Origin of the sequence: Bradyrhizobium sp. SRL28 (genome assembly GCF_018596315.1) — a bacterium.
Taxonomy (GTDB): domain Bacteria; phylum Pseudomonadota; class Alphaproteobacteria; order Rhizobiales; family Xanthobacteraceae; genus Bradyrhizobium.
This window is the reverse complement of sequence record NZ_JAHEAG010000001.1, coordinates 336701-360092: the sequence shown is the minus strand read 5'-3', so window position 1 is coordinate 360092 and position 23392 is coordinate 336701. Positions and strand designations below refer to the sequence as shown.

Annotated in this window: 17 protein-coding genes; 14 read left to right on the top strand and 3 right to left on the bottom strand. The window is 63.9% G+C overall.

The window, feature by feature from the left end:
* Positions 1 to 15 precede the first annotated feature (15 nt).
* The 8 genes from KIP88_RS01495 to KIP88_RS01460 all read left to right on the top strand — a co-directional run bounded on the left by KIP88_RS01495 (position 16) and on the right by KIP88_RS01460 (position 11068).
* Positions 16 to 1116 (top strand): LLM class flavin-dependent oxidoreductase, encoded by a 1101-nt coding sequence (locus KIP88_RS01495; RefSeq protein ID WP_214486053.1) that lies wholly within the window; start codon positions 16 to 18, stop codon positions 1114 to 1116.
* Entirely contained in the window at positions 1113 to 2054 is a 942-nt protein-coding gene (locus KIP88_RS01490) for an ABC transporter substrate-binding protein (protein WP_214486052.1), read from the top strand. Before KIP88_RS01495 ends, KIP88_RS01490 begins: the two co-directional genes overlap by 4 nt.
* A gap of 188 nt (positions 2055 to 2242) precedes the next feature.
* A complete protein-coding gene (locus tag KIP88_RS01485) occupies positions 2243 to 3088 on the top strand; it encodes a CmcJ/NvfI family oxidoreductase (protein ID WP_214486620.1) in 846 nt (281 codons plus the stop codon).
* A gap of 80 nt (positions 3089 to 3168) precedes the next feature.
* Positions 3169 to 4401, top strand: coding sequence for an MFS transporter (locus tag KIP88_RS01480; protein ID WP_214486051.1), 1233 nt, complete (start codon positions 3169 to 3171; stop codon positions 4399 to 4401).
* Between the two features lie 106 nt (positions 4402 to 4507).
* Positions 4508 to 5824 (top strand): aspartate aminotransferase family protein, encoded by a 1317-nt coding sequence (locus KIP88_RS01475; protein ID WP_214486050.1) that lies wholly within the window; start codon positions 4508 to 4510, stop codon positions 5822 to 5824.
* 111 nt (positions 5825 to 5935) lie between these two features.
* A complete protein-coding gene (locus KIP88_RS01470) occupies positions 5936 to 7603 on the top strand; it encodes a hydantoinase B/oxoprolinase family protein (RefSeq protein ID WP_214486049.1) in 1668 nt (555 codons plus the stop codon).
* On the top strand, positions 7600 to 9645 hold the full coding sequence (locus tag KIP88_RS01465) for a hydantoinase/oxoprolinase family protein (RefSeq protein ID WP_249790452.1): 2046 nt from the start codon (positions 7600 to 7602) through the stop codon (positions 9643 to 9645). The genes KIP88_RS01470 and KIP88_RS01465 overlap by 4 nt, the downstream gene beginning before the upstream one ends.
* Positions 9646 to 9835: 190 nt before the next feature.
* Complete coding sequence (locus KIP88_RS01460; RefSeq protein WP_214486048.1) at positions 9836 to 11068, top strand: ABC transporter substrate-binding protein; 1233 nt, start codon at positions 9836 to 9838, stop codon at positions 11066 to 11068.
* Between the two features lie 134 nt (positions 11069 to 11202).
* On the opposite strand, the gene KIP88_RS01455 is transcribed toward KIP88_RS01460, so the two are convergent.
* Positions 11203 to 12423: a mandelate racemase/muconate lactonizing enzyme family protein gene (locus tag KIP88_RS01455; protein WP_214486047.1), complete on the bottom strand. Its 1221-nt coding sequence runs from the start codon at positions 12421 to 12423 to the stop codon at positions 11203 to 11205.
* Positions 12424 to 12589: 166 nt separating this feature from the next.
* Complete coding sequence (locus KIP88_RS01450) at positions 12590 to 13831, bottom strand: amidohydrolase family protein (protein ID WP_214486046.1); 1242 nt, start codon at positions 13829 to 13831, stop codon at positions 12590 to 12592.
* A gap of 151 nt (positions 13832 to 13982) precedes the next feature.
* On the opposite strand from KIP88_RS01450, the gene KIP88_RS01445 reads away from it, so the two are divergent.
* The gene (locus KIP88_RS01445) at positions 13983 to 14414 is read left to right on the top strand and encodes a nuclear transport factor 2 family protein (RefSeq protein ID WP_214486045.1); all 432 of its coding nucleotides are present in this window, start codon (positions 13983 to 13985) and stop codon (positions 14412 to 14414) included.
* 130 nt (positions 14415 to 14544) lie between these two features.
* Here the strand turns inward: KIP88_RS01445 and KIP88_RS01440 are convergent, their stop codons facing one another.
* Positions 14545 to 15303, bottom strand: coding sequence for a GntR family transcriptional regulator (locus KIP88_RS01440; protein WP_214486044.1), 759 nt, complete (start codon positions 15301 to 15303; stop codon positions 14545 to 14547).
* Between the two features lie 194 nt (positions 15304 to 15497).
* On the opposite strand from KIP88_RS01440, the gene KIP88_RS01435 reads away from it, so the two are divergent.
* The 5 genes from KIP88_RS01435 (at position 15498) to KIP88_RS01415 (ending at position 23293) form a co-directional block, all read left to right on the top strand.
* On the top strand, positions 15498 to 16361 hold the full coding sequence (locus KIP88_RS01435) for an ABC transporter ATP-binding protein (protein ID WP_214486618.1): 864 nt from the start codon (positions 15498 to 15500) through the stop codon (positions 16359 to 16361).
* Between the two features lie 2 nt (positions 16362 to 16363).
* Entirely contained in the window at positions 16364 to 17140 is a 777-nt protein-coding gene (locus KIP88_RS01430; protein WP_214486043.1) for an ABC transporter permease, read from the top strand.
* 46 nt (positions 17141 to 17186) lie between these two features.
* Positions 17187 to 18212, top strand: a complete 1026-nt coding sequence (locus tag KIP88_RS01425; RefSeq protein ID WP_214486042.1) for an ABC transporter substrate-binding protein — start codon at positions 17187 to 17189, stop codon at positions 18210 to 18212.
* Between the two features lie 106 nt (positions 18213 to 18318).
* The gene (locus KIP88_RS01420; protein WP_214486041.1) at positions 18319 to 19761 is read left to right on the top strand and encodes an amidohydrolase family protein; all 1443 of its coding nucleotides are present in this window, start codon (positions 18319 to 18321) and stop codon (positions 19759 to 19761) included.
* A 199-nt stretch (positions 19762 to 19960) separates the two neighbouring features.
* Complete coding sequence (locus tag KIP88_RS01415) at positions 19961 to 23293, top strand: carboxyl transferase domain-containing protein (protein ID WP_214486040.1); 3333 nt, start codon at positions 19961 to 19963, stop codon at positions 23291 to 23293.
* The last annotated feature ends 99 nt before the right edge of the window (positions 23294 to 23392 follow it).

Genomic DNA, 23392 nt, shown 5'->3' with positions numbered 1-23392 from the left:
ACTGGAGCCATATTCATGTCCGTCGAGTTCATCGGATTCATCTCGAACAACAACTCCTCCGAGACCATCGTACGGTCCGGCCCCGTTCTCGATCCGACGCACATCGAGACGGTGGCAAAGGCGCACGAGCTTGCCGGCTTCGATCGCGCGCTGTTGGCGTTTCATTCGACCACGCCTGACGCGCTGCAGATCGGCCAGCACGTTCTCGGCATCACCCGGAAGCTGAAGGTCATGATTGCGCAGCGGCCGGGCTTTACCGCGCCGACGCTGCTGGCGCGCCAGCTTGCGACCCTCGACCAGCTCTCCGGCGGCCGCGTATCGCTTCACGTCATCACCGGCGGCAATGCCACCGAATTGCGCCAGGACGGCAACACACTCGACGACAAGGACGAGCGGTACGCGCGGACCAGCGAATTCCTCGATATCCTTCGCGCGGAATGGACCAGCGAAAATCCGTTCGATTACGATGGCAAATATTACAAAGTCGAAAAGGGATTTTCGCAAGTGAAGCCCCATCATCCCGACGGTATCTACACCTTCGTCGGCGGCGGTTCGGATGCGGCCATCGAGGTGGCAGGCAAGCACGCCGATACGTTTGCGCTGTGGGGCGAATCCTACGCACAGGTCCGCGACGTCACCGCCCGCGTGCGTGCTGCCGCCGCAAGACACGGCCGCCCGACGCCGCGCTTCAGCCTGTCGGTGCGTCCGATCCTGGCCGATACGGAGGAGAAAGCATGGGCCAAGGCCGATGAAATTCTCGCCCGCGCCACCGCGCTGCAGGACAAGACCGGGTATCGCAAGCCTGCCGATGGTCATGCGACCGCAGGCGCCCGGCGTCTGCTGGCACTGGCGGAGCAGGGTACGCGGATCGACAAGCGGCTGTGGACCGAGATCGCCAAATTGACCGGCGCCAACAGCAACACCACGGCGCTGGTCGGCACGCCCGAACAGGTCGCCGAAGTGTTCGGCGACTATTACGACCTCGGCATCAGCCATTTCCTGATCCGCGGCTTCGATCCGCTGATCGATGCCATCGAGTATGGCCGCGAACTCATTCCGCTGACGCGAAAACTCATTGCTGAACGCCGGTCAGCGCACGGAGTGGCCGCACAATGATCCGCCTCGCACTTGCCGCCGGACTGTTGCTCGGCTCCGCTGTTCTCGCACCTGCGCAAACCACGCTTCGGGTGGGCGACCAGAAGGGTAATTCGCAGGCCGTGATGGAGGCGGCCGGCGTGCTGAAGGACCTTCCCTACAAGATCGAGTGGAAGGAGTTTCCCGCCGCCGCGCCGCTGCTGGAAGCGCTCGGCGCCGGAGCGATCGAAACCGGTCTGGTCGGCGACGCGCCGTTCACCTTCGCGGCTGCCGCCAATGTGCCGGTGAAGGCGATCGCCGCCGTCCGGCAATCGCGGGATGGGCTCGCAGTCCTGGTGCCGGAGCAGTCGCCGATCAGGAGTTTCGATGATCTGCGCGGCAAGAAGATCGCCACCGGTCGCGGCTCGATCGGCCACCAGTTGATCCTTGCTGCATTGGAGGCGAGGGGATGGAAGCCTGATGAAGTCCAGATCGCATTCCTTGCGCCGTCGGACGCCAAGGTCGCCTACACGCAGGGCTCGGTCGACGCGTGGTCGACGTGGGAGCCTTATGTCAGCCAGGAAGAAGTGCTGTTCAAATCCCGCCGCGTCATCACGGGAGAGGGCCTCACGCCCGGCCTGGGCTTCCAGGTCGCGACGCCCACTGCCATCAAAGAGAAGCGGCCCGAGCTTGAAGATTTCGTGCGCCGTCTCGCCGCGGCGCGGGCATGGTCGGCCGGGAACGTGAGCAGCTATGCCGAGACCTGGGGCAAGCTCATGAACATTCCCACATCGGTGCCGCTCAACTGGCTGACTCGGGCGAAGATCAGGATCACGCCGATCGATGACGCTGTCATCGCGGATGAGCAGAAGACCATCGATCTTTATCTCCGCTCGGGGCTGATCAAGCAGAAACTCAACGCGGCCGATATCGTCGACCGGTCGTTTTCCGATGCCATCGGCAAAGGGGCAGGCCTGTAACGCGCCGCTCGCGGGTGATGACGGACGCGTGAAGATTGGAAATACTGTCCGGTTCGGCCGGCGCTTCAGGCAAGGATTTTCCCTTTTTGTTGCGGCCGGGAATGACAAACTTGCTATTTTCGTAAGTGCCTTGTGGTGATCGACGGCGGGTCCGAAATGAAACAGAACAAACAATGGAGTCCAGCACCATGGGCCTGCAGCAAGCAAAACTCGAATCGCTTCCCTTTGTCACTGCCGAGCTGAACTATCTCGCGCCGACACCGGGAAAGCCCCGCACCTACGCCTTCGATCCGCCGCCGGGCGAACCCAAATCCACCGCGCTGCCCGAACCGCACAACGTCCCGATCTTCGATGCGCGCCTGATATCAGGCAATCTCTCGCTGGACCGCGAGGGTTTCGCGCTGGTCCGCCATCCCACCATCGTCAAGGATTTCTACGACGACAAGGAAGTAAGAGGCGTCTACTACCCTGCCGTGGAAGCCTTCCTGAAGGCGACGCTCAAAGCCGACCGCGTCTTCATCTTCGACCACACCGTGCGCAAGCGCGTGGACGGCGCAGCCGATGTCAGGGGCGCCGGACCGCGACAACCGGCCACGCGGGTCCACGTCGACCAGACCGACAAGTCCGGCGCCAACCGCGTTCGGGAGCATCTGCCCGATGAGGCGGACGAACTTCTGAAGGGGCGCGTGCAGGTCATCAATGTGTGGCGGCCGATCCGGGGGCCGTTGCGCGATGCGCCGCTTGCGATGGCCGACGGCCAGACGGTCGAGGCGGGCGATCTCGTCGCCTCCGATCTGATCTATCCGAACCGCAGCGGCGAAACCTATTCCGTGAAATACAACCCGAACCATCGCTGGTATTACATCCCGGAAATGCGAACCGACGAGGCGTTGCTGCTGAAGTGCTACGATTCCGCAACCGACGGCCGCACGCGGTTCGGGCCGCACACGGCCTTCATCGATCCGACCACGCCCGCCGACGCTGCCCCGCGCGAGAGCATTGAGCTGCGGACACTGGTGTTCCACCGGAACTGATCGTCGCAGCCCGGCCGGATTCGCGTTCCCACCATATTGGTGATACCTCGCCCCAAACAGTTTTTGGGGCGAGACGGCTCATGGACGGCAAGGCCGATGACGCGGGGATAAACATCCGCGCACTGATTTTTGCGCTTCTGGCGCTGGCCTGCGGCCACATGCTGTCGACGCTGCTGCGGACCATTCCGGCGATCAGCCTCGACGTGATGGCGGCCGACTTCGCTACCGCCCCGCAGACGCTGGCGAGCCTCACCTCGGTCTATCATTTCGCCTTCGCCGCCTCGCAGATTCCGGTCGGTGCCGCGATGGATCGTTTTGGCGTGCGCCCGGTTTCCCTGAGCCTGCTCGCGGGAACCATCGTCGGCGCGCTGGCGTCGGGGCTGGCCACCGGGCCGGAGAGTTTTGTGTTCGGGCAATTCCTGCTCGGCGTCGCCACCTCGGGCATGCTGATGTGCCCGATGACGCTTGCCGCCAAGCAGATGTCGGCGGCGCGCTTCGGCCTGTGGTCCGGGATCATTCTCTCGATCGGCAATATCGGCATGCTGCTGTCGGCGAGCCCGCTGGCCTTTGTCGTCGAGCTCTGGGGATGGCGCGCGGGATTTTGGATCTCCGCGGGCTTCGGCGCCGTGGTGGCGGTTGCCGTGTTTGCACTGGTTCCGAACCAACCGGCTGCGCACGCGGATAATTCCTCGCCGCTGTCGCAAATGGCTGAGGTCCTTCGAATTGGCCTGTCGCGTCCGCTTCGCGGCTTGATCGCGCTGGCGTTGGTCTCGCTGGCGGCGACGCTGGTGTTGCGCGGATTGTGGGGAGGGCCGTGGCTGATGGAGATTAAGGCGCTTGGCCGCATCGAGGCAGGCAATGCGCTTGGCCTGTTCACGCTCGCGTTGATCGCAGGCCCTGTGCTGGTGGGAATTCTCGATCGCACCATCGGCCACCGGCGCGAGCTCCTGGCCGCTGCCCATTCCCTCGTAGCCTTGTTGCTCGTTCTGATGGCCGCCGGCGCGCCGCATTATCCGCTGTCGGAACTGTTCGGCGTGACCGCATTGCCGCCGCTATTTGACGGCGTGCTCCTGGTGCTGATCGGCCTCGCCATCTCGGCGCAGCCGCTGCTCTTCGGCATGACACAACAACTGGCCGGCGCGCAGAATGCCGGCAAGGCCTTGTCTGCGATCAATCTCGCGTTCTTCCTTGGCACAGCGCTGATGCAATCGACGACGGGCGTGGTCGCGACGATCTTCGGCCTGCCTGCAGTGCTGCTATTCATGGCAGCGACCTTGATCGTCGGGATAATTGTGTTTTTGATATATACGTAGGGCGGGCAAAGCGAAGCGTGCCCACCATCGCTTGCACCGGACGCTGGAATGGTGGGCACGGCGCTATGCGCCTTTGTCCACCCTACGATGAGGTAAGGAAACACGCATGTACCCGGATCCGAACTCGTCATCGCAGAAAATGTACGATCGCGCGCTGGCGAGCCTGCCCGGCGGCAACACCCGCACCACCGTTTTCATGAAGCCCTATCCGATCTACGCGGCGCGCGGCGAGGGCTGCCGGGTTTGGGATCTCGACGGCAACGTCTACATCGACTGCATCAACAATTTTACGTCGCAGATTCACGGCCACGCGCATCCCGCCCTGATAGCAGCAGCGACGGCCCAACTTGCGCTGGGATCAGCGTTCGGCTTGCCGACGGAATCCGAGGTCGACCTTGCCGAACTGCTGGTCTCGCGCCTGCCGTCGGTCGATCAGGTCCGCTTTGCCAATTCCGGCACCGAGGCCGTGATGATGGCGCTGAAGGCGGCGCGCGCGCATACCGGCCGTCCAAAAATCGCCAAATGCGAAGGCGCCTATCACGGCTCCTATGATTACGCCGAGGTGAGCCTCGATCCGACACCGGAAGCCTGGGGCCGCAACGCGCCGGTATCGGTCGCCTACGCCAAGGGTACGCCCGAAAATGTGCTGGCTGACGTCATCACCATTCCCTTCAACGATACCGAAGCGGCCGTCAGCCTGATCCGCGAGCATGGCCCCGAGCTCGCCTGCGTGCTGGTCGATCCCATGCCCAACCGTGCCGGTCTTGCGCCGGCGGACCGGGCCTATCTGGAGGCGCTGCGAAAGGTGACGCGTGAGGTCGGCGCGCTATTGATCTTCGACGAGGTCATCACGTTTCGCCTGGGCTTTCGCGGCGCGCAGGGCATCTGGAATATCGACCCTGACCTGACCACGCTCGGCAAGATTATCGGCGGTGGCTTTCCGGTCGGCGCCATCGGCGGCCAAAAAGAAGTCATGGCAGTGTTCGATCCGCGCCCGGGCAAGCCGGCGCTGCCGCATGGCGGCACGTTCTCCGCCAATCCGGTGACGATGCGCGCAGGGATCGCTGCGATGGAACTGCTCGACGACGCGGCTTTTGCGCGGCTCGATGCGATGGGTGAGGCGGTTCGCTCCGGCATCGGCGCCGCGTTCAAGCACCACGGCGTGCCCGGCGGCACGGTGGGCTTGGGTTCGCTGCTCAAGATTCATTTCGCCGACCGCCCGGTCCGCGACTATCGCTCGGCCTACCTGAGCGAGGAGGAGGCGCGGCGTCAGGCGCTATTCAATCGCGCATTTCTCAATCGTGGCGTGCTGGCCGCGGGTAACGGGCTGATGGCATTGTCAACCCCGATGACGGACACCGATATACATGCGATCATCGATGCGGCCTCGGGCGCGCTTGAGGAAGTCGCACGCACGCTCTGATGCTGCGTAGGATGGGTGGAGCGTAAGCGATACCCATCATCTGCGGCGCGTGATAGTGATGGGTATCGCTTCGCTCCACCCATCCTACGAAACGAATAATAACGGCCACGAATGTCCGCCAAGATCGATCCCATCACGCGCTCCGTCGTCCAGCACCGCCTCAGTTCGATCGTGAAAGAGATGGGCGAGGCGATGCTTCGCACCTCCTATTCGCAGATCCTCAATTCCAGCCGCGATTTTTCGCTGGCGATCTGCGACACGAGCGGCCGCCTGATCGCGCAGGCTGATCACCTGCCGGTTCATGTCGGCGCGCTGCCCTGGGCGACGCTCGCGGTCGAGGAGCGGTTCAAGGATGTGCAACGCGGCGACGTCATCCTGCTCAACGATCCCTATCATGGCGGCAGTCATCTGCCTGACTTGACTGCCTTCGTCCCGGTCTTCGCCGACGACAAGCGTCTGCTCTGGACCATCGTGCGCGCGCATCAGAGCGACATCGGCGGTGCCACCCATGGCGCTTACAACCCAGCCGCTACCGAGATCTATCAGGAAGGCCTGCGCGTCCCACCGATCAAGCTCTATGAAGCAGGCAAGCTTCGCGACGACCTGCTCGATTTGCTTGCGCTGAACATCCGCAACCCCCGCGAATTCCGCGGCGACCTTGCGGCGATGCTGGGCGCAGCGCATCTCGGCGAGCGGCGGCTGTCGCGATTGTTTGCTGAATTCGGCGCGCCGGTGGTGGAAGCCGCCATGGAGGCGATCCTCGACGCGACGGAGCAGCAGACGAGGGCTGTCGTCTCGACCTGGAAGGATGGCGTGTTCCATGGCGAGTCGTTTCTCGACGATGACGGCCATGGCCGCAGCGATATCCGCATCGCCGCCAAGGTGACCAAGAAAGGCAGCGACGTCGAGGTCGATCTCTCCGACTCCGACCCGCAGTCGACCAGTTTTGTGAACTCCTCGCACGCCAACATGCAGGCGGCGGTCGCGATGGCGTTTGCCTATCTGATCGATGCCGAGATACCGAAGAACACCGGCGCACTGCGTCCACTGAAGGTAATCGCGAAACAGGGCACGGTGGTGTGGGCCGATCCAGGCCGGCCGGTGACGCTCTGCACCAGCCATCCCTCGAACGAAATCGTGGAAGCCATCGTGCAGGCGCTGTCGGCGTCCTGCCCCGAACGCGCGATGGCCGGCTGGAGCCGCCGATTCCGGATCGCGATCCAGGGTGAGGACCCGCGCACCGGCAGGAATTTCATCTGGCACCTGTTTCAGGCGCGCCCCGGCGGCGGCGCGTCGTCGGGCGGCGACGGCTGGTCGTCGATCGGCGAGTGGCATTCGGTCGGCGGGCTGAAGTTCGGCAGTCTCGAAGTTGCCGAGGTGCGCTTTCCCCTGCATTTCCGGCAGCATGAGTTCCGCCCCGGCTCCGGCGGCCACGGCCAGTATCGCGGCGGTCTCGGCGTCTCCCTCGATCTGGTGCTGGAGACGGAAAAGATCGCCAAAGGCAACACCGCGGGCGACGGCGCGCGCCACGGTCCCTGCGGTATGCTTGGCGGCAAGGACGGCAAGCCGCATCATTATCGCCTTCTTTCCGAAGGCCGCGAGCCGCGCGTGTTGCGCACCAAGGAAGTCGGCATCGAACTGCGCCCCGGCGATTGCCTCGAAATACGCTCCTCCGGCGGAGGCGGATGGGGACCGCCCAACAAGCGAACGGAAGAGGCGCGTCAACGCGACCGCGAGCAGGGCCTGACGGACGTCGTGGCGGAGCAGGCGTCCTCATGATGTTCAGGATAGGCGTTGACGTCGGCGGGACCTACACCGATCTCGTGGCCACCGACGAGAGCGGGCGGACCGTATTCGCAAAATCGCCATCGACGCCGGCGGATCAATCGCTGGGCGTGATGGCGGGTCTGGAAGAGTTGGCGCGGCGGCTGAACGTGTCGCGCGCAGAAATGCTGACCGCGACCGACCGGCTGGTTCACGGCACCACGGTTGCCACCAATGCGCTCCTGGAGCGCAAGGGCGCAAAGGTCGCGCTCATCACCACCGAAGGCCATCGCGACGTCATCGAGATGCGCGAGGGCCTCAAGCCCGATCGCTACGACCTGCGCTCGCCGCCGCCGGAACCCTTGGTGCCGCGCGAACGGCGCTTTGGCGTCAGGGAGCGGCTCAAGGCGAACGGCGAGGTTCTGATTCCGCTCGATCCAAAATCGCTCGACGACGCCATCGCCGGCATCAGGCAATCGGGCGCGACCTCGGTCGCGGTGTGCTTCCTGCATTCCTATCTCAATCCCGTGCATGAACTCGCCGCTGTCGAACGGCTGAAGCAGGCGCTGCCCGGCATCAACATCTCGCGCTCCAGCGACGTGCTGCCGCAGATCAAGGAATATGAGCGCGTCTCGACCACGATCGTGAACGCCTATGTCGAGCCGATCGTGCGGCGCTATCTGACCAACCTCGAAGCGCGTCTCACCGAGGCCGGCTTCAAGGGCAGCCTCTTTGTGGTGCTGTCGCATGGCGGCATGGCGCCGGTCGAGGAAGCCTCGCGGCTTGCCGCGGGCACCGTGCTGTCAGGCCCCGCGGGCGGCATGTCGGGCGGACGGCGCTGTTCTGATCTGGTCGGCATCCCTGATCTCGTCCCGTTCGACATGGGCGGCACCTCGACCGACATCTCGCTGATCTCAGGCGGGCAGGCATCATTGTCCGCCGACGGCATGCTGGCCGGCCAGCGCATCGCGCTGCGCAGCCTCGACATTGCGAGCATCGCCGCAGGCGGCGGTTCGATCGCGAGCGTCGATGCCAGCCGTACGCTGCGGGTGGGGCCGGAAAGCGCGGGCTCGGTGCCGGGCCCGGCCTGCTACGGCAATGGCGGGCAGGCTGCGACCGTCACCGACGCCAATGTCGTGCTCGGCTATCTCGATGCCACAGCCTTCATGGGCGGCAAGCGCCCGCTCGATCGTGCCGCCTCGGAAGCTGCCGTCGACCGCATCGCCAAGGCGATGGATCTGTCGCGCGTCGAGGCCGCCGCCGGCATCTACCGCATGATCAATCTGAACATGGCCGACGGCATCCGCCTGATGACGTTGCGCCGTGGCGTCGACCCCAGAAAATTCGCGCTGCTGAGTTTCGGCGGTGCCGCAGGCCTTCACGCCGCCGAAGTCGCGCGCGAGTTGGAAATCAAGCGCATCATCGTGCCGACGGCAGCCTCGGTGCTGTCGGCCTGGGGCATGCTGACCAGCGATCTCCGCTACGAAGTCAGCCGCACGCATTACGGTGCGGCCGCCCGCATCACCGCCGATGAAGTGCGCGAGCTCTTTGCCGGACTGGAGCAACAGGCCGCCGGCCGGCTCCGCTCATGGTTCAACGGAAAGATTTCAATCGAACGCTCCGCCGAGATGCGCTACGGCGAGCAGATCTTTGAGATCGACGTATCGCTCGACGGTCTCGCCTGGAACGCCGCCGATCTCGTCGAGGAGATCGAGGACCACTTTCATATCAGACACGAGGAATTGTACACCTACGCCTCGCGTGGCCAGGAGGTCGTCTTCGTCAACGCCCGCGTCGCCGCCGTCGGCGAAGTCGCTCGGCAGGACGAGGGCGCGCGGGAGGCCGCGGCGTCCAGCGCCTGTTCGCCGCGCAGCCGGCGGCAGGCCTTCTTCGGCGACTGGCGCGAAGTTCCAGTCTATGCGCTGGATGCCCTGCAGCCGGGCCACACCTTGACCGGCCCAGCGATCATCGAGGCCGAAACCACGACCGTGCTGGTCGATACTGGCGACCGCGTCACGGTCAATGCATTGGGATGGCTGGATATCGCGCTGCGTTGACGTGTAGGATGGGTGGAGCGAAGCGATACCCATCAACTTCGAGCGGTGTCATTGATGGGTATCGCTGCGCTCCACCCATCCTACGGCCTGCCCAATATGTGATTTCAACAACCCGATTTTGCGGGCTATTATCGTGGACGCTGGGTTGGCGTCACAAGCTCTTGGCAGCTTGGCGTTCGAGGCCATGTTGATGCAAATAATAATAAAAGCCAGACTGGCGCTGTATCCCGTCGCCGCAATGTTGGCAGTTGCCTTGGCCGCCCTGCAGCCGGCCCACGCCGCCGGCGTGACCGACACCGAAATCCGCATCGGCAATATTATGCCCTATACCGGGCCGCTGGCCGCGTTCGCTTCGATCGGAAGGGCGGAGGCCGCCTATTTCGACATGATCAACGAGCGCGGCGGCATCAATGGACGCAAGATCAAGTTCATCTCCCGCGATGACAGCTCAAATCCGAGAACGGCGGTCGAGCACACAAGTGAACTGGTCGAGCAGGAGCGCGTGCACCTGATGTTCGGATCGTTCGGCACGCCGAGCAATCTGGCGACGCGAGCCTATCTCAATGAGAGGAATATCCCTCAGCTCTTTGTCGCCTCTGGCGACGAGGAGTGGGCGCACCCGAAGCGATTTCCGTGGACGATGGGCTGGCAGCCGACATTTCGCGCCGAAGGCCGGATCTACGCCAATTACATCCAGTCCGCCTATCCGAGCAGGAAGATCGCCGTGCTCTGGCAGAACGACCAGTTCGGCCGCGATCTGTTCCGGGGATTGCAGGAAGGGCTCGGTCTCACCGCCAACATGATCGTGGCCGACATCGCCATCGATGCCGACATGTCGATCGATACCCAAATTGACATCCTCAAGAACTCCGGCGCTGAAGTGCTCGTGCTCAATTGCGCCCCGCCGATCTCGGCGCGTGCGATCCGCAGGGCGGCTGAGCTCGGTTGGCACCCACAGTTGCTGCTGGTCAATGCGGCAGCTTCGATCGCGAACGCGCTGAGACCGGCGGGACTTCAGAATTCAGTCGGCGTGATCTCCACCTCGTTCCTGAAGGACGCAAGCGATGCCACCTGGAAGGAAGACCCCACCATCAAGGACTGGCTGGCCTTCATGGACAAATATTACCCTGATGGCGACAAGGAAGATGGCAACGCGATATTCGGCTATGCGGCGGCGGCAACCCTGGTCCAGGTCTTGACCCAGTGCGGCGACGACCTGTCGCGCGAGAACATCATGCGGCAGGCGGCGTCCCTACGGAATTACCAGAGCCCGATCGCGCTTCCGGGAATTGCGATGAATACCGGGCCAGCCGATTTCCATCCGATCAAGCAGATGCGGCTGGTGCAATTCGACGGAAACGCCTGGCAGCCGATCGGCGACGTGATCGAGAGTGCGTTCGCGAGCGCGCCGGGCGATAAATGAGCGGGGCTTGACGACGCTCTCCGTCATGGCCGGGCTTGACCCGGCCATCCACGCCTTGCTTGCGGACGTAGAAGGAAGTCGTGGATGCCCGGGTCAAGCCCGGGCATGACGACTGAGTGCGGTGGATCGAACGTCTACTTTTTCCCCGCCTGCCCGTAATTCAACAGCCCGCCCTTGCTCTTCGGCGGATGGGCGCGCAGGCCTTCCTCGTTGGGTTCGGTGCCCCAGCCGGGGCGATCCGGCATGGTGAGATGGCCGTCGACGATCTCGGGCACATGCGTGAACAGTTCATGGTCCCACGCCAGGCGGTCGATATCGGTTTCCATGATGCGCAAATTCGGCACCGCGGCGGAGAAATGCGCGTTCTGCATGGTGCAGAGGTGACCGTAGAAATTATGCGGGGCGACGTTGACCTCGAAATGCTCGGCGGCGGCGGCGATCTTCATCGATTGCCAGACCCCGTTCCAGGGCGTGTCGATGATAGCGACGTCCATTGCCTGTTCATTGAAGTAGGGCAGGAATTCGCGCAGGGCCAGCAGCGTCTCGCAGGATGACACCGGGTGCGGGCTCTGGCGGCGGATATAGCCGAGCGCCTGCGGGTTGAAGGTGTCGATCTCCACCCAGAACAGATCCATATCCTTGATGGCGCGGAGTATCTTTAAGTAGCCTTCCGTCTTGGCATTGAAGTTGAGGTCGAGCAGCAGGTCGACGTCGGGCCCGGCGCCGTCGCGGATCGCTTCCAGATGCATGCAGAGGTTTCGCAGCACCTTGCGGTCGACATTGACCTCCGGCTCGAACGGCGCGCCGAAACCGGGCCGCCAGCCCTGAGGCTTGCCGTCGGTGTAGACGAAGATGTTGGTCTTCATCGCCGTAAAGCCTTTTTCGCGCACCTCGGTGCCGATGGATTTGACGCCATCGAGGCTGGTGATGGCCGGCTTGAACCAGTCGGGATGGTTGATGCGCCAGGTCGCGCAGTGCGACCAGTAGACGCGGATGCGGTCGCGGATCTTGCCGCCGAGCAATTCGTAGCAGGGCACGCCCAGCGCCTTGGCCTTGACGTCGAGCAGCGCGTTCTCGATCGCCCCTAACGCCAGCGCCACCACGCCGCCGGCAGCCGGCCGCGTCGCGGCAAACAGTTCGGCGTAGATCCGCTCGTGCTGGAAGGCATTCTTGCCAACCACGCGCGCCGCGAGGCGCTCGATCGCCGCGGTGACGCCGGGCGCACCAAAGCCCTCGTCGTATTCGCTCCAGCCGACGATGCCGTCATCGGTCATGATCTTGACGAAGTGGTAGTTCCGCCAACCGGCGTCGCAGGCGAGCGTTTCGACGCTTCTTATGGTGGTGGCCTTTTTCATGATTTCCTGCCCGGGCTTGTTGTTGTCGTTGGCCGATAACAACAATGATTGGCGGGGCCGTCAATTGCAGGGCAGCGCATAAGGCAGAGCATGGCCTGCATGGTTCGCGCGACGACGCGAAGCATCGTCTCGCTTCTTAGTCATGGCCGGGCTTGACGGAGACTTTCTAAGCCGCCGGACGAAACAGCGTCGGCTTCCGTCGCTCGAACACCTGCCGCCCGTTCTTGAATCCCATCAGCATGTCGGGCAGTTCCGCAATCGCGTTCAGACCGCTGTCGGTGTCGAGGATGATCAGGTCCGCCGGATTGCCCGGTGCGATGCCGTAATCCCGCAAATTCATCAGCCGCGCCGGCAGCTCGGTGACGAGATCGAGGCAGGCATCGAATTCGCTGACCCCGGCATGCGCGACATTGGCGTAGAAATTCGCCATCCGCAGCAGCGAGGCATCGCCGAACGGGGTGAACGGATTGAGCACATTGTTGGTCGCGACCGAACACACGACGCCGCTTTCGACGAGCTTGTGCGCCACCGTCAGCCCGCGCGGCGCACTATGCGTGGCGTCGCGGCCCATCAGATAGAGATCGGTCGCGGGCAGCACGGTCACGGCGACACCGGATTTTGCCAGCCGCGCCGTCGCTGCCTTCAGCCGGTCCGGCGGCAGGGCGGATAGTTTCGTCGCATGACCGATCGCGACGCGGCCCTGGTAGTTGCGCCGCTCGGTCTGTCGGCAGACCTCTTCGAGATGCCACCACGACGGATCGAGATCGAAGTCGAGGTGCAGATCGACATCGACGTCGAACTCCTGCGCCAGACCGAAAACTTTTTCGAGATGCGCGTTCGGGTCGGTGTCCATGTAGGGACAGCCGCCGATTGCTTCACCGCCGTCGCGCAGGGCCGCGATCAACAGCTCTTCGGCGCCGGGATCGTTGGTCAGGCCTTCCTGCGGAAACACGCAGATGGAGAGGTCGATCGCCCAGGCATAGTCGCGCTTCAGCGCCTTGATCGCCTCAAAGCCGCGCAGCGCGATGCGCGGATCGATTTCCACATGGGTGCGCATCCGCGTGGTGCCATGCACGATGGCGCGCTCGATCACCCGCGCGCCCCGCGCGTACACGTCCTCCATTGTGAAATCGCGCTTCATGGCCGCGACCGCGGCGATGGCCTCAGCCACGCTGGCATGGTCGTGCCCGCAGCGGCCGAGCAGGCAGGCCTTGTCGAGATGAATATGGGTGTCGACAAAACCGGGCAGCACGAGCCTGCCACCGACGTCGATCTCGGCCGCTTCGCAGGCAAGCCGGGGTTCGATGGCGAGGGTACGTCCGCCGGCAACGCCGATATCGACCGGGGTGGCCGAAAACCGGGTCCTGGCGTTGCGGAAAATCAGATCAAAGGCGGTTTTTGTGTTCATCGCGCAGCGGGTTGGAGGAACCCTCACCCTAGCGGAAGGGCGTTCCCGAGGCAGCTCCAGATTGTGTGCAGTTCTGAGGCCGGATTGTTCAAAATATGTGCATGCAATTTGGAGGGCGGATTGTAGAGTCCGGCCGTCAGGAGAGGTCGTCATGTCCATTGCCGCCAAAGCCGAGCCCAAGAACGCTGCTAAGCAAATGTCCGATGCCGAGGTGGTCGAGGCCTATCTCACCGCGTCGATGATCCCGGATCCTGAGGCGGCGGCGGCCTACATGAAGCCCGGCACGATCATCACCTTCACCGGCGGCCGCGAGTTCGACCATCCGCGCGGGCCGACCGGCTTCAACGCGCGGCGCTATCGCTGGGTCAAGAAGCAGATGGACCGCTTCGACGTCTGCCCCGGTGCGGACGAGACTGTCGTCTACAGCATCGGCACGCTCTATGGCGAATGGCTCGACGGCACGCGGTTCGAAGGCAACCGCTACGTCGATCGCTTCGTGGTGAAGGGCGGCCAGATCGTGAAGATGGACGTCTGGAACGACAGCGCGGAGCGCATTCTGGTGCAGATGGGGATCGAGGCTTGAGGTGCTATCTTCGTCATTGCCTGCGACAAACGCGAAGCGTTTGTGCAAGGGAGCGAAGCGACGAAGCAATCCACTCTTTCTTTGCGCGGCGCGATGGATTGCTTCGCTGCGCTCGCAATGACGGTGCTGCCTACCGCGCTCTAACAACCTTCGGCAATTTCACTACGCGGCCACCGTCGCCTTCCTCCGCGTAAGGCGCCAGAATATCCAGCAAATCCCGGCCGCGCTGCGGGGCAGGGGCCACCAGCGCGCGGCTGGCCACCGAATCCAGATGGCTGTGCATCAGGCTCATCACCTTGGCTTCGTCGCCCTTGACGAGTGCTGCGATGATCGCGCGATGCTCGTTGATCGCGCACTCCGACGAATGCGGGCGGCTGTAGAGCGACAGCGTCAGGCAGCAGCGATAGGCGACCTCGCTGACGTAGCGCACCAGGATGGGGCTGTTCGTCATATTGGCGAGCAGGATGTGGAATTCCGTCGCCAGCCTGATCGACACCGCATCCGAACCGTCGCGGGCGCGGTCCTCGGCATCGACATGGGCGTTCAGCTCCGCAACCTGGCTCTTGGTCAGCTTGCCGGCCAGCTGGCGCACGACGAGGCGTTCAAGTTCGATCCGGATATCAAACGCATCGCGCGCTTCCTGCCAGCTCGGCGTCGCCACGACGGCAATCCGGTTGCGGCGAAGCTCGACGAGGCCTTCCGCCGCCAGTTGCCCCAGCGCATGGCGGGCAATGGTGCGGCTGACGCCAAACCTTTCGCCGAGCGAATCCTCCGGGAGTTTCGCGCCGGGCTCAAGCGCCTGTTCGATGATGGCGCGGCGAAGCGCGCGGCAGATCACGCCGACCTTGTCGGACGGTACGGCTGACTTGCTGGCGGAGCGAGGCGCCATCGGCGAATCCCTGAGACGTGCTTCGAATGGCGCTCTCTTATCACAATTGTGGACCGATTGAGCGCCTCAATTGCATGCAGTTCGACGGCCAGATTGCACAAAAGGAATCCGGCAGTTTCGGCGGTCATTCGCAAGGCCTTTGATTTCAAAGGCAAGTTCCGCTGGCATCCGGCTTGCATGCACTTCCAGCCATGATGCGTATGCAGCCACATTCCGAATTCTCTGGCTCGCCGGTTCCGGCTTCCGCCGCCCCCATCGCCATCGAGCTCTCCGAGGCCTCGGTCACCTTCGGCCGCGGCGTCCGCGCGGTGCCGGCCCTTTCCACGACGACGCTGCGGATCGCCGATGGCGAGTTTGTCGCCCTCGTCGGGCCGTCCGGATGCGGCAAGTCCACCATCCTGCGGCTGGTGAGCGGGCTGGTGCAGCCATCCACCGGCGTGGTGATCGTCGGCGGCCGGGAAGTGGCGGCGCGCGCCTTGCGCGTCGGCATGGCGTTTCAGAACCCGACCATGCTGCCCTGGATGACGATCGAGCGGAACATCATGCTGCCGCTCAAGATCGTCGAGCCGTTCCGCTCGCAATTCCGAAAACTCCGTAAGACCGAATTTCGCGACAAGGCCAACGCGCTTTTGGAGCAGGTCGGCCTCAAGGGATTTGGCAACCGCTACCCCTGGCAACTCTCCGGCGGCATGCTTCAGCGCGCCAATCTGTGCCGCGCGCTCATTCATGAGCCGCGCATGCTGCTGCTCGACGAGCCCTTTGGCGCGCTCGACCAGTTCACGCGCGAAGAGCTGTGGTCGATCCTTCAGGATCTCTGGATCGCCCACAAGCCGACCGTGCTGCTGGTGACCCACGATCTGCGCGAGGCCGCGTTCCTCGGCAGCCGCATCTGCGTGATGAGCGCGCGCCCTGGCCGCATCCTCGACGACAGCCACGTCACCTTCGAGAGGCCGCGCACGGTCGCCATGACCTTCGAGCCGGATTTCGTGGCGCTGAATCAGAAGCTGCGCGCGTTCATCGTCGACGCCCGCACGGCGTCGGCACAGGGAGCGGCCTGACCATGCCCGATTTCGATTACCGCCAGAAGGCCTGGTCGGCGGCACTGATCGTCCTGTTCTTCGTCGCCTGGGAATTGTTCTGCGTCATGACCGGGATGTCCGATCTGGTGCTGCCGCGCCCGTCGCAGGTGTTCGTCACGCTGTTTGAGAAATTCCCGATCCTTTGGCCGCACATCCTGCAGACGCTGGCGACCACGATGATCGGTTTCGTGCTCGGTGTCGGCCTCGGTGTCGTGCTCGGCGCGGTCATCGGCGTCTCGAAGACTGCCTATGACACCGCCTATCCGCTGCTGGTCGGTTTCTCCTCCATTCCAAAAGTCGCCGTAGTGCCAATTTTCGTGCTGTGGTTCGGTTCCGGCTCGGTGCCGGCGGTGCTGACCGCGCTGTCGATCTGCTTCTTCCCGATCGTGGTCAACATCGCGACGGGGCTGGCGACCACCGAACCCGAGCTCGAAGACGTGCTGAAGGCGCTCGGCGCCAGCAAGCTCGACATTCTCTGGAACGTCGGCTTGCCGCGCACCATGCCGTTCTTCTTTGCGTCCTTGAAGGTCGCGATCTCTTACGCCTTCGTCGGCGCGGTGCTGTCCGAGACCGTGGCCTCCAACCGCGGCATCGGCAACGTGATGATGACCGCGTCCTCGAATTTCAACGTGCCGCTGGTGTTCGCCGGCCTGTTCGTGCTCGCCGGCCTCGGCGTCGCGCTCTACGTGATCTTCTCGGTGATCGAGGGGCGCGTCACCGGCTGGGCCACCCGCAAGAGCGACGTGATCGCGACATGAGCAAAGATTCCGCCACCCGTCATCCAACCCAGTCGAGGAGATCGCGATGTTAGCCAGACTTAGTGCAGCGCTGTTGGGAGCCGCCCTGTTTGCCGGCGCTGCCAACGCCCAGGAAACGACGATCAAGTTCACCCTTGGCTGGAAGACGCAAGGGTCCGACGCCGCGTTCTTCTATGCCAAGGACAACGGCTATTTCAAAGAGGAAGGCCTCAATGTCGTGATCGACCAGGGCGAGGGCTCGGGAGCTACGGTCACGCGCATCATGTCGGGCGCCTATGACGCCGGCTTCGGGGACGTCAACGCCATCATCCAGAACGCCTCGACCAAGCCGCAGGACGCGCCAGTCATGGTCTACATGATCTGGAACCAGCCGCCGTTTGCGATCGTCACCAAGAAGACCAGCGGCATCAACACCATCAAGGATTTCGAGGGCCATACGCTCGGCGGCGCGCAGGGCACGCCGACCACGCGGCTGCTGCCGGTGTTTGCGCAAAAGAACAAGCTCGAGGGCGAGAAGATCAAGATCTCCAACATGGCGCCCAATCTGCAGGAGCCGATGTTGATCAAGGGCGATATCGACGCCGCGCTGGTGTTCAACATCACGAGCTACTTCAACCTCGTGCTGAACCGCCAGGATCCCGACAAGGACTACAAATGGTTCCAGTTCGGCGACTACGGGCTCGATCTCTATTCCAATGGCGTGATGGTCTCGCGCAAGCTTTTGGCGTCCAATCCGAAGGCCGTTGCGGCCCTCGTCCGTGCCGTCAACAAGGGCATGATCGCGATCGCCAAGGATCAGAATGCCGGAATGAAAGCCGCGGTGAACTACGATAATCTGATCAATGTCGAGGTCGAAAAGCGCCGCCTGCAATATTCCTTCGACAAGCTGATCGTCTCGCCCGAGATGAAGGAGATCGGCGTCGGCGACGTCAAGGATGACCGCATGGCCCGCGCCATCGGCATCATCGTCGAAGGCTACCAGCTCACCCGCGCGCCGACGCCCGCGGAAATCTTCTCGCGCGAATTTTTGCCGCCGCGCGCGGAGCGGGAACTGGTGTATACAGCGAACTAGCGCTTCCTCGTCATTGCGAGGAGCGAAGCGACGAAGCAATCCATTCTTCCTTTCTGCGGCGCGATGGATTGCTTCGCTGCGCTCGCAATGACGGGGAGGGCATGTCGTGGCTACAGATATTTCCGCACACAGCCTGTTCTCCGGCGCTGACCGCGGCCTGCTCGAAAGCGTCGTGCTGCGGTACGATGGCGGAACCATCACCTCCATCTCCGAGACAGCGCCTCCCGCCACAAGCCCGCGCTGCCTCGTGCTTCCGGCCTTCGTCAACGCCCACGACCACGCGCGCCCGACCGCATCCTCGTTCGGCGCGCTCGGCATGCCCCTGGAAAGCTGGATCCTGCGCTCCGCGCTCGGCACGCCGGTGGACCCGTACCTGACCGCAGCTTCCGCGCTGGCGCGTTCGGCGCGCGCCGGCTGCGCGGCGATGATGATCCATTACACCCGCCCGAGCGGCACCATGCCGCTGGTCGAAGAAGCCAGCGCCATCGCGCGCGCGGCTTCCGACGTCGGTATCCGCATCGCCTTTGCGTTGGCCGTCCGCGACCAGAATCCGGTGGTGTATGGCGATGAGGAACCGGTTCTCTCTGGGCTGTCCAAAGAAGATCGCAGCACGATCGAACAGATGTTCGTCCGCGCGCCGATGTCGCCCAAGGCCTACATCGAGCTGACGGATGCGATTGCCGCCGCCATCGCCGGTCCCAAGGTCGATGTGCAGCTTGGTCCGGCGGGCGTGCAATGGTGCTCAAAACCGTTGCTGGAGGCGGTCGCGGAAAACTCCGCGCAGACCGGCCGGCGCATCCACATGCATCTTTTGGAGACCATCTATCAGCGCGCCTGGGCGGACCAGCATTTTCCTGGTGGCATCGTCCGCTACCTCCGCGACATCGGCTTTCTGTCGGAGCGGCTGACATTGGCGCATTGCATCCATGCCCGCCCCGATGAAATCGAGATGATCGCCGCATCCGGCGCACGCATCGTCACCAATTTCTCCTCCAATCTTCATTTGCGCTCCGGCCTCGCGCCGATCGCCGCCGCGCACAAATGCGGCTGCGCCATCGCGGTCGGCGTCGATGGGCTGGCGCTCGACGAGGATGACGACGTGCTGCGCGAGATGCGGCTGGTGCAGATGATGCACGGCGGCCTCGGCTTCGAGCGCACGTGGACCACTTCCGAATTCCTCGCGCTCGCGATCGCCAACGGCCGGAAGGCGACGGGTGCGCCTGGAACGGGAGCGCTCATGTCAGGCGCGCCAGCCGATTTCGTCACCATCGATCTCGATCGGCTCGATCGCGACCAGATCATGCCGATTGACCCCATCGATCTTCTGTTCGCACGCGGCAATGCGTCGCTGTTGCGCGATGTGGTCGTGGATGGCCGGCTGATCGTCAACGAAGGCCGTTGCACCGGTGTCGATCTTCCAGCAATCGAGCACGAGTTGCGCGGAATCTACCGCGCCAACGCAAGGCAACTCATGCCCTTCCAGCGGGCCTGGCCGCCGCTCTCGGCGTCGCTGCAGAACTGGTTCGAAGCCCGGCTCGACTGCCGGTAGACCGCTAAGCGCTTCAGTTTGCTGTGCGAATTCCGTAACGCGGAACGAAATTCCACTTGCGCAGAATCTCGGCAAAGGTTTCATGTTCAGTAACAAGAAGCTGCCGGCGGGCCGCATCGCGCTGCTGATTGGGGTACGGGAAGCAAGCGGGGCGAGGTGAGCCGATCGCCGCATCATTTCGCTCTGACCGGAACCGTTCATGTCCTTCCATAAATTGCTGATCGCCAACCGCGGCGAGATCGCCATCCGCATTGCCCGCGCGGCGGGTGACGCAGGCCTTGCCACCGTCGCGATCCATTCCGCCGACGATGCGCAATCGCTGCATGTCCGCGTCGCCGACGCGGCCTGCGAAATCCCCGGGCGCGGCGCGCGGGCCTATCTCGACATCGAGGCCGTGATATCGGCCGCCAAGACGACCGGATGCGACGCCGTGCATCCCGGCTATGGTTTCCTCAGCGAGAATGCCACGTTCGCGCGGCGCTGCATCGAGGAAAGCATCGTCTTTGTCGGACCGTCGCCGGAGGCGCTCGACCTGTTCGGCGACAAGGCGCAGGCCAAGGCGCTGGCCAAGCAATGCGGCGTGCCCGTCATCGAGGGCACCAGCGGGCCGACCAGCCTGGAAGAGGCAAGGGCCTTCCTTGAATCCTTGGGCGCCGGCGGCGCCATCATGATCAAGGCGATCGCCGGCGGCGGGGGCCGCGGCATGCGCATCGTCGACGACGCCGACAAGCTGGAGGAGGCCTATGCGCGCTGCCAGTCCGAGAGCATGGCCGCCTTCGGCAGCGACGGCGTCTATGTCGAGCGCCTGATCCGCAACGCCCGCCACATCGAGGTGCAGATCATCTGCGACCGCTACGGCGCGATCAGCCATTTGTGGGAGCGCGAATGCACCATCCAGCGCCGCAACCAGAAGCTCATCGAGGTCGCGCCGAGCCCGTCGCTGAACGAGGCCTTGCGCGGGCGCATCATCGATGCCGCCAAGGAACTCGCGGCCGCCGCCAACTACGACAACCTCGGCACCTTCGAATTCCTCGTCGATAACGACGTCAAGATAAACGACAAGGCAAGCGACCAGGCGTTCGCCTTCATCGAGGCCAACCCGCGGCTCCAGGTCGAGCATACCGTCACCGAGGAGGTGCTCGGCCTCGATCTCGTGCAGTCGCAGCTCGCGGTCGCGGCCGGCGCCACGCTGGGTTCGCTCGGTCTGGCGCAGGCCTATATCCCAAAACCGCGCGGCTATGCGATGCAGCTGCGCGTCAACATGGAGGTGATGGACGAGACCGGCGGGACAAAGCCAACCGGCGGAACGCTGGCGCTGTTCGACCTGCCGTCCGGCCCCGGCGTTCGCGTCGATACGTTCGGTTACTCTGGCTACCGCACCAGCACCGCCTTCGACTCGCTGCTCGCCAAGGTCATCGTGCACTCGCCGGGCGGTAACTGGACCGATGTGGTGCACAAGGCCTCGCGCACCCTGCGTGAGTTCCGGGTCGGCGGCGTCGCGACCAACATTCCCTTCCTGGCGGCGATTTTGGCGCATCCGGATTTTATCGAGAACCGTGTCAGCACCGGCTTCATCGAGGCCCATGTCGCTGATCTCGTTGGCGAAGCCAAGGCGACCGCCGAGACGGCGCTGATCGAAACCGGCAACGCCGCCGATGACGAGACGCTCGCCCTTGCGGTCGCGGCATCGGCAACCGGGCCGGACGGCTCGGTCGCGGTCCCGGCGCCGTTGCAGGGCACGATTGTTGCCATCGATGTCGAGGAGGGAGATCTCGTCCGCCCCGGCCAGCAGATCGCCGTACTGGAATCCATGAAGATGGAGCATCTGGTCACCGCGCCGCATGGCGGCCGGGTGACGAGGGTCGCGGCTGAGGCCGGCGTGACGCTGATGCAGGACGAGGCGATCCTTTATCTCGAGCCTGCCGAGATCGACGCCCACGACCTCGCCGAGGAGGAGGATTTCGATCTCGATCATATCCGTCCCGATCTGGCTGAACTGATCGAGCGCCACGCCATCACGCTGGATGAAAACCGCCCCGGATCAGTCGAGCGCCGCCGCAAGACCAACCAGCGCACGGCGCGCGAGAACATCGCCCAGCTCGTCGATGAGGGATCCTTTGTCGAATACGGCTCGCTCGCTATCGCCGCCCAGCGCCGCCGCCGCACGGTCGACGATCTCATCCGCAATACGCCGGCCGACGGCCTGATCTCCGGTGTCGCCACCGTGAATGCAGACAAGTTCGGCGCGGATGCCGCCCGCTGCATGGTGATTTCCTACGACTACACCGTGCTGGCCGGCACCCAGGGCCACATGAACCACAAGAAGATCGACCGCATGCTGAGTCTGACTGAGCAATGGCGGTTGCCGCTGGTGTTCTATGCCGAAGGTGGCGGCGGGCGTCCCGGCGATACCGACCGGCTCGGCATGACCGGCCTCGACGGGCCGTCCTTCGTGCAATTCGCAAAGCTCTCCGGCCTGGTGCCGGTCATCGGCGTCGTGTCCGGCTATTGCTTCGCCGGCAACGCCGCGATGCTCGGCTGCTGCGATGTCATCATCGCGACAAAGAACGCCTCGATCGGCATGGGCGGCCCCGCGATGATCGAAGGCGGCGGCCTCGGCGTCTACCATCCGGCCGAAGTGGGGCCGGTGTCGTTCCAGTCGCCGAACGGTGTCATCGACATCCTGGTCGAGGACGAGGCCGAAGCGACCGCCGCTGCGCAAAAATATCTGTCGTACTTCCAGGGCGCGGTGGCCGACTGGAAGGCGCCCGACCAACGCCTGTTGCGGCGGGCGATCCCGGAAAACCGCCTTCGCGTCTACGACATCCGCAACGTCATCGATCTTCTCGCGGACGAAGGCTCGGTGCTGGAAATCCGCAGCGACTTTGGCGTCGGCATGATCACCGCCTTCATCCGTATCGAGGGAAAGCCGTTCGGCCTGATCGCCAACAATCCAAAGCACCTCGGGGGCGCGATCGACGCGCCGGCCGGCGACAAGGCCGCGCGCTTCATGCAGCTCTGCGATGCCTTCGACATTCCGATCCTGTCGCTGTGCGATACGCCGGGCTTCATGGTCGGTCCCGAAGCCGAGAAGACCGCGATCGTGCGCCATGTCGCGCGGATGTTCGTGACCGGCGCCAGCCTCACCGTGCCGCTGTTCGGCATCGTCCTGCGCAAGGGCTACGGCTTAGGGGCGCAATCCATGATCGGCGGCGGCTTCCACGCCTCCTTCTTCACGGTGGCCTGGCCGACCGGCGAATTCGGCGGCATGGGCCTGGAAGGCTATGTGCGGCTCGGCTTCCGCAAGGAGATGGAAGCAATCGAGGACCCGGACGAGCGCGAGGACTACTACCAGGCCAAGGTTGCCGAACTCTACGCCAACGGCAAGGCGGTCTCGATCGCCTCGGTACTGGAGATCGACGAAGTGATCGACCCCGCGGACACGCGGCAGTGGATCATGGCGGGCTTGCGATCGGTGCCGAAGCCGGAAGCCCGCACGACGAAGAAGCGGCCGTGCATCGACGCGTGGTAGCGGAAGGCGGTAGCCAAAGGTCGTAGGGTGGGCAAAGCGAAGCGTGCCCACCATTCACGGGGATCGTCGCGGATAGACGGTGGGCACGGCGAAAGGGCG

What these genes read in the sequence shown, in the direction of transcription:
- KIP88_RS01465 (WP_249790452.1), top strand. Translation starts at nt 7,600, where the DNA reads ATGATGTTCAGGATAGGCGTTGACGTCGGCGGGACCTACACCGATCTC.
- KIP88_RS01430 (WP_214486043.1), top strand. Translation starts at nt 16,364, where the DNA reads ATGCCCGATTTCGATTACCGCCAGAAGGCCTGGTCGGCGGCACTGATC.
- KIP88_RS01445 (WP_214486045.1), top strand. Translation starts at nt 13,983, where the DNA reads ATGTCCATTGCCGCCAAAGCCGAGCCCAAGAACGCTGCTAAGCAAATG.
- KIP88_RS01440 (WP_214486044.1), bottom strand. Translation starts at nt 15,303, where the DNA reads ATGGCGCCTCGCTCCGCCAGCAAGTCAGCCGTACCGTCCGACAAGGTC.
- KIP88_RS01460 (WP_214486048.1), top strand. Translation starts at nt 9,836, where the DNA reads ATGCAAATAATAATAAAAGCCAGACTGGCGCTGTATCCCGTCGCCGCA.
- KIP88_RS01415 (WP_214486040.1), top strand. Translation starts at nt 19,961, where the DNA reads ATGTCCTTCCATAAATTGCTGATCGCCAACCGCGGCGAGATCGCCATC.
- KIP88_RS01450 (WP_214486046.1), bottom strand. Translation starts at nt 13,831, where the DNA reads ATGAACACAAAAACCGCCTTTGATCTGATTTTCCGCAACGCCAGGACC.
- KIP88_RS01435 (WP_214486618.1), top strand. Translation starts at nt 15,498, where the DNA reads ATGCGTATGCAGCCACATTCCGAATTCTCTGGCTCGCCGGTTCCGGCT.
- KIP88_RS01495 (WP_214486053.1), top strand. Translation starts at nt 16, where the DNA reads ATGTCCGTCGAGTTCATCGGATTCATCTCGAACAACAACTCCTCCGAG.
- KIP88_RS01470 (WP_214486049.1), top strand. Translation starts at nt 5,936, where the DNA reads ATGTCCGCCAAGATCGATCCCATCACGCGCTCCGTCGTCCAGCACCGC.
- KIP88_RS01485 (WP_214486620.1), top strand. Translation starts at nt 2,243, where the DNA reads ATGGGCCTGCAGCAAGCAAAACTCGAATCGCTTCCCTTTGTCACTGCC.
- KIP88_RS01425 (WP_214486042.1), top strand. Translation starts at nt 17,187, where the DNA reads ATGTTAGCCAGACTTAGTGCAGCGCTGTTGGGAGCCGCCCTGTTTGCC.
- KIP88_RS01455 (WP_214486047.1), bottom strand. Translation starts at nt 12,423, where the DNA reads ATGAAAAAGGCCACCACCATAAGAAGCGTCGAAACGCTCGCCTGCGAC.
- KIP88_RS01490 (WP_214486052.1), top strand. Translation starts at nt 1,113, where the DNA reads ATGATCCGCCTCGCACTTGCCGCCGGACTGTTGCTCGGCTCCGCTGTT.
- KIP88_RS01480 (WP_214486051.1), top strand. Translation starts at nt 3,169, where the DNA reads ATGGACGGCAAGGCCGATGACGCGGGGATAAACATCCGCGCACTGATT.
- KIP88_RS01475 (WP_214486050.1), top strand. Translation starts at nt 4,508, where the DNA reads ATGTACCCGGATCCGAACTCGTCATCGCAGAAAATGTACGATCGCGCG.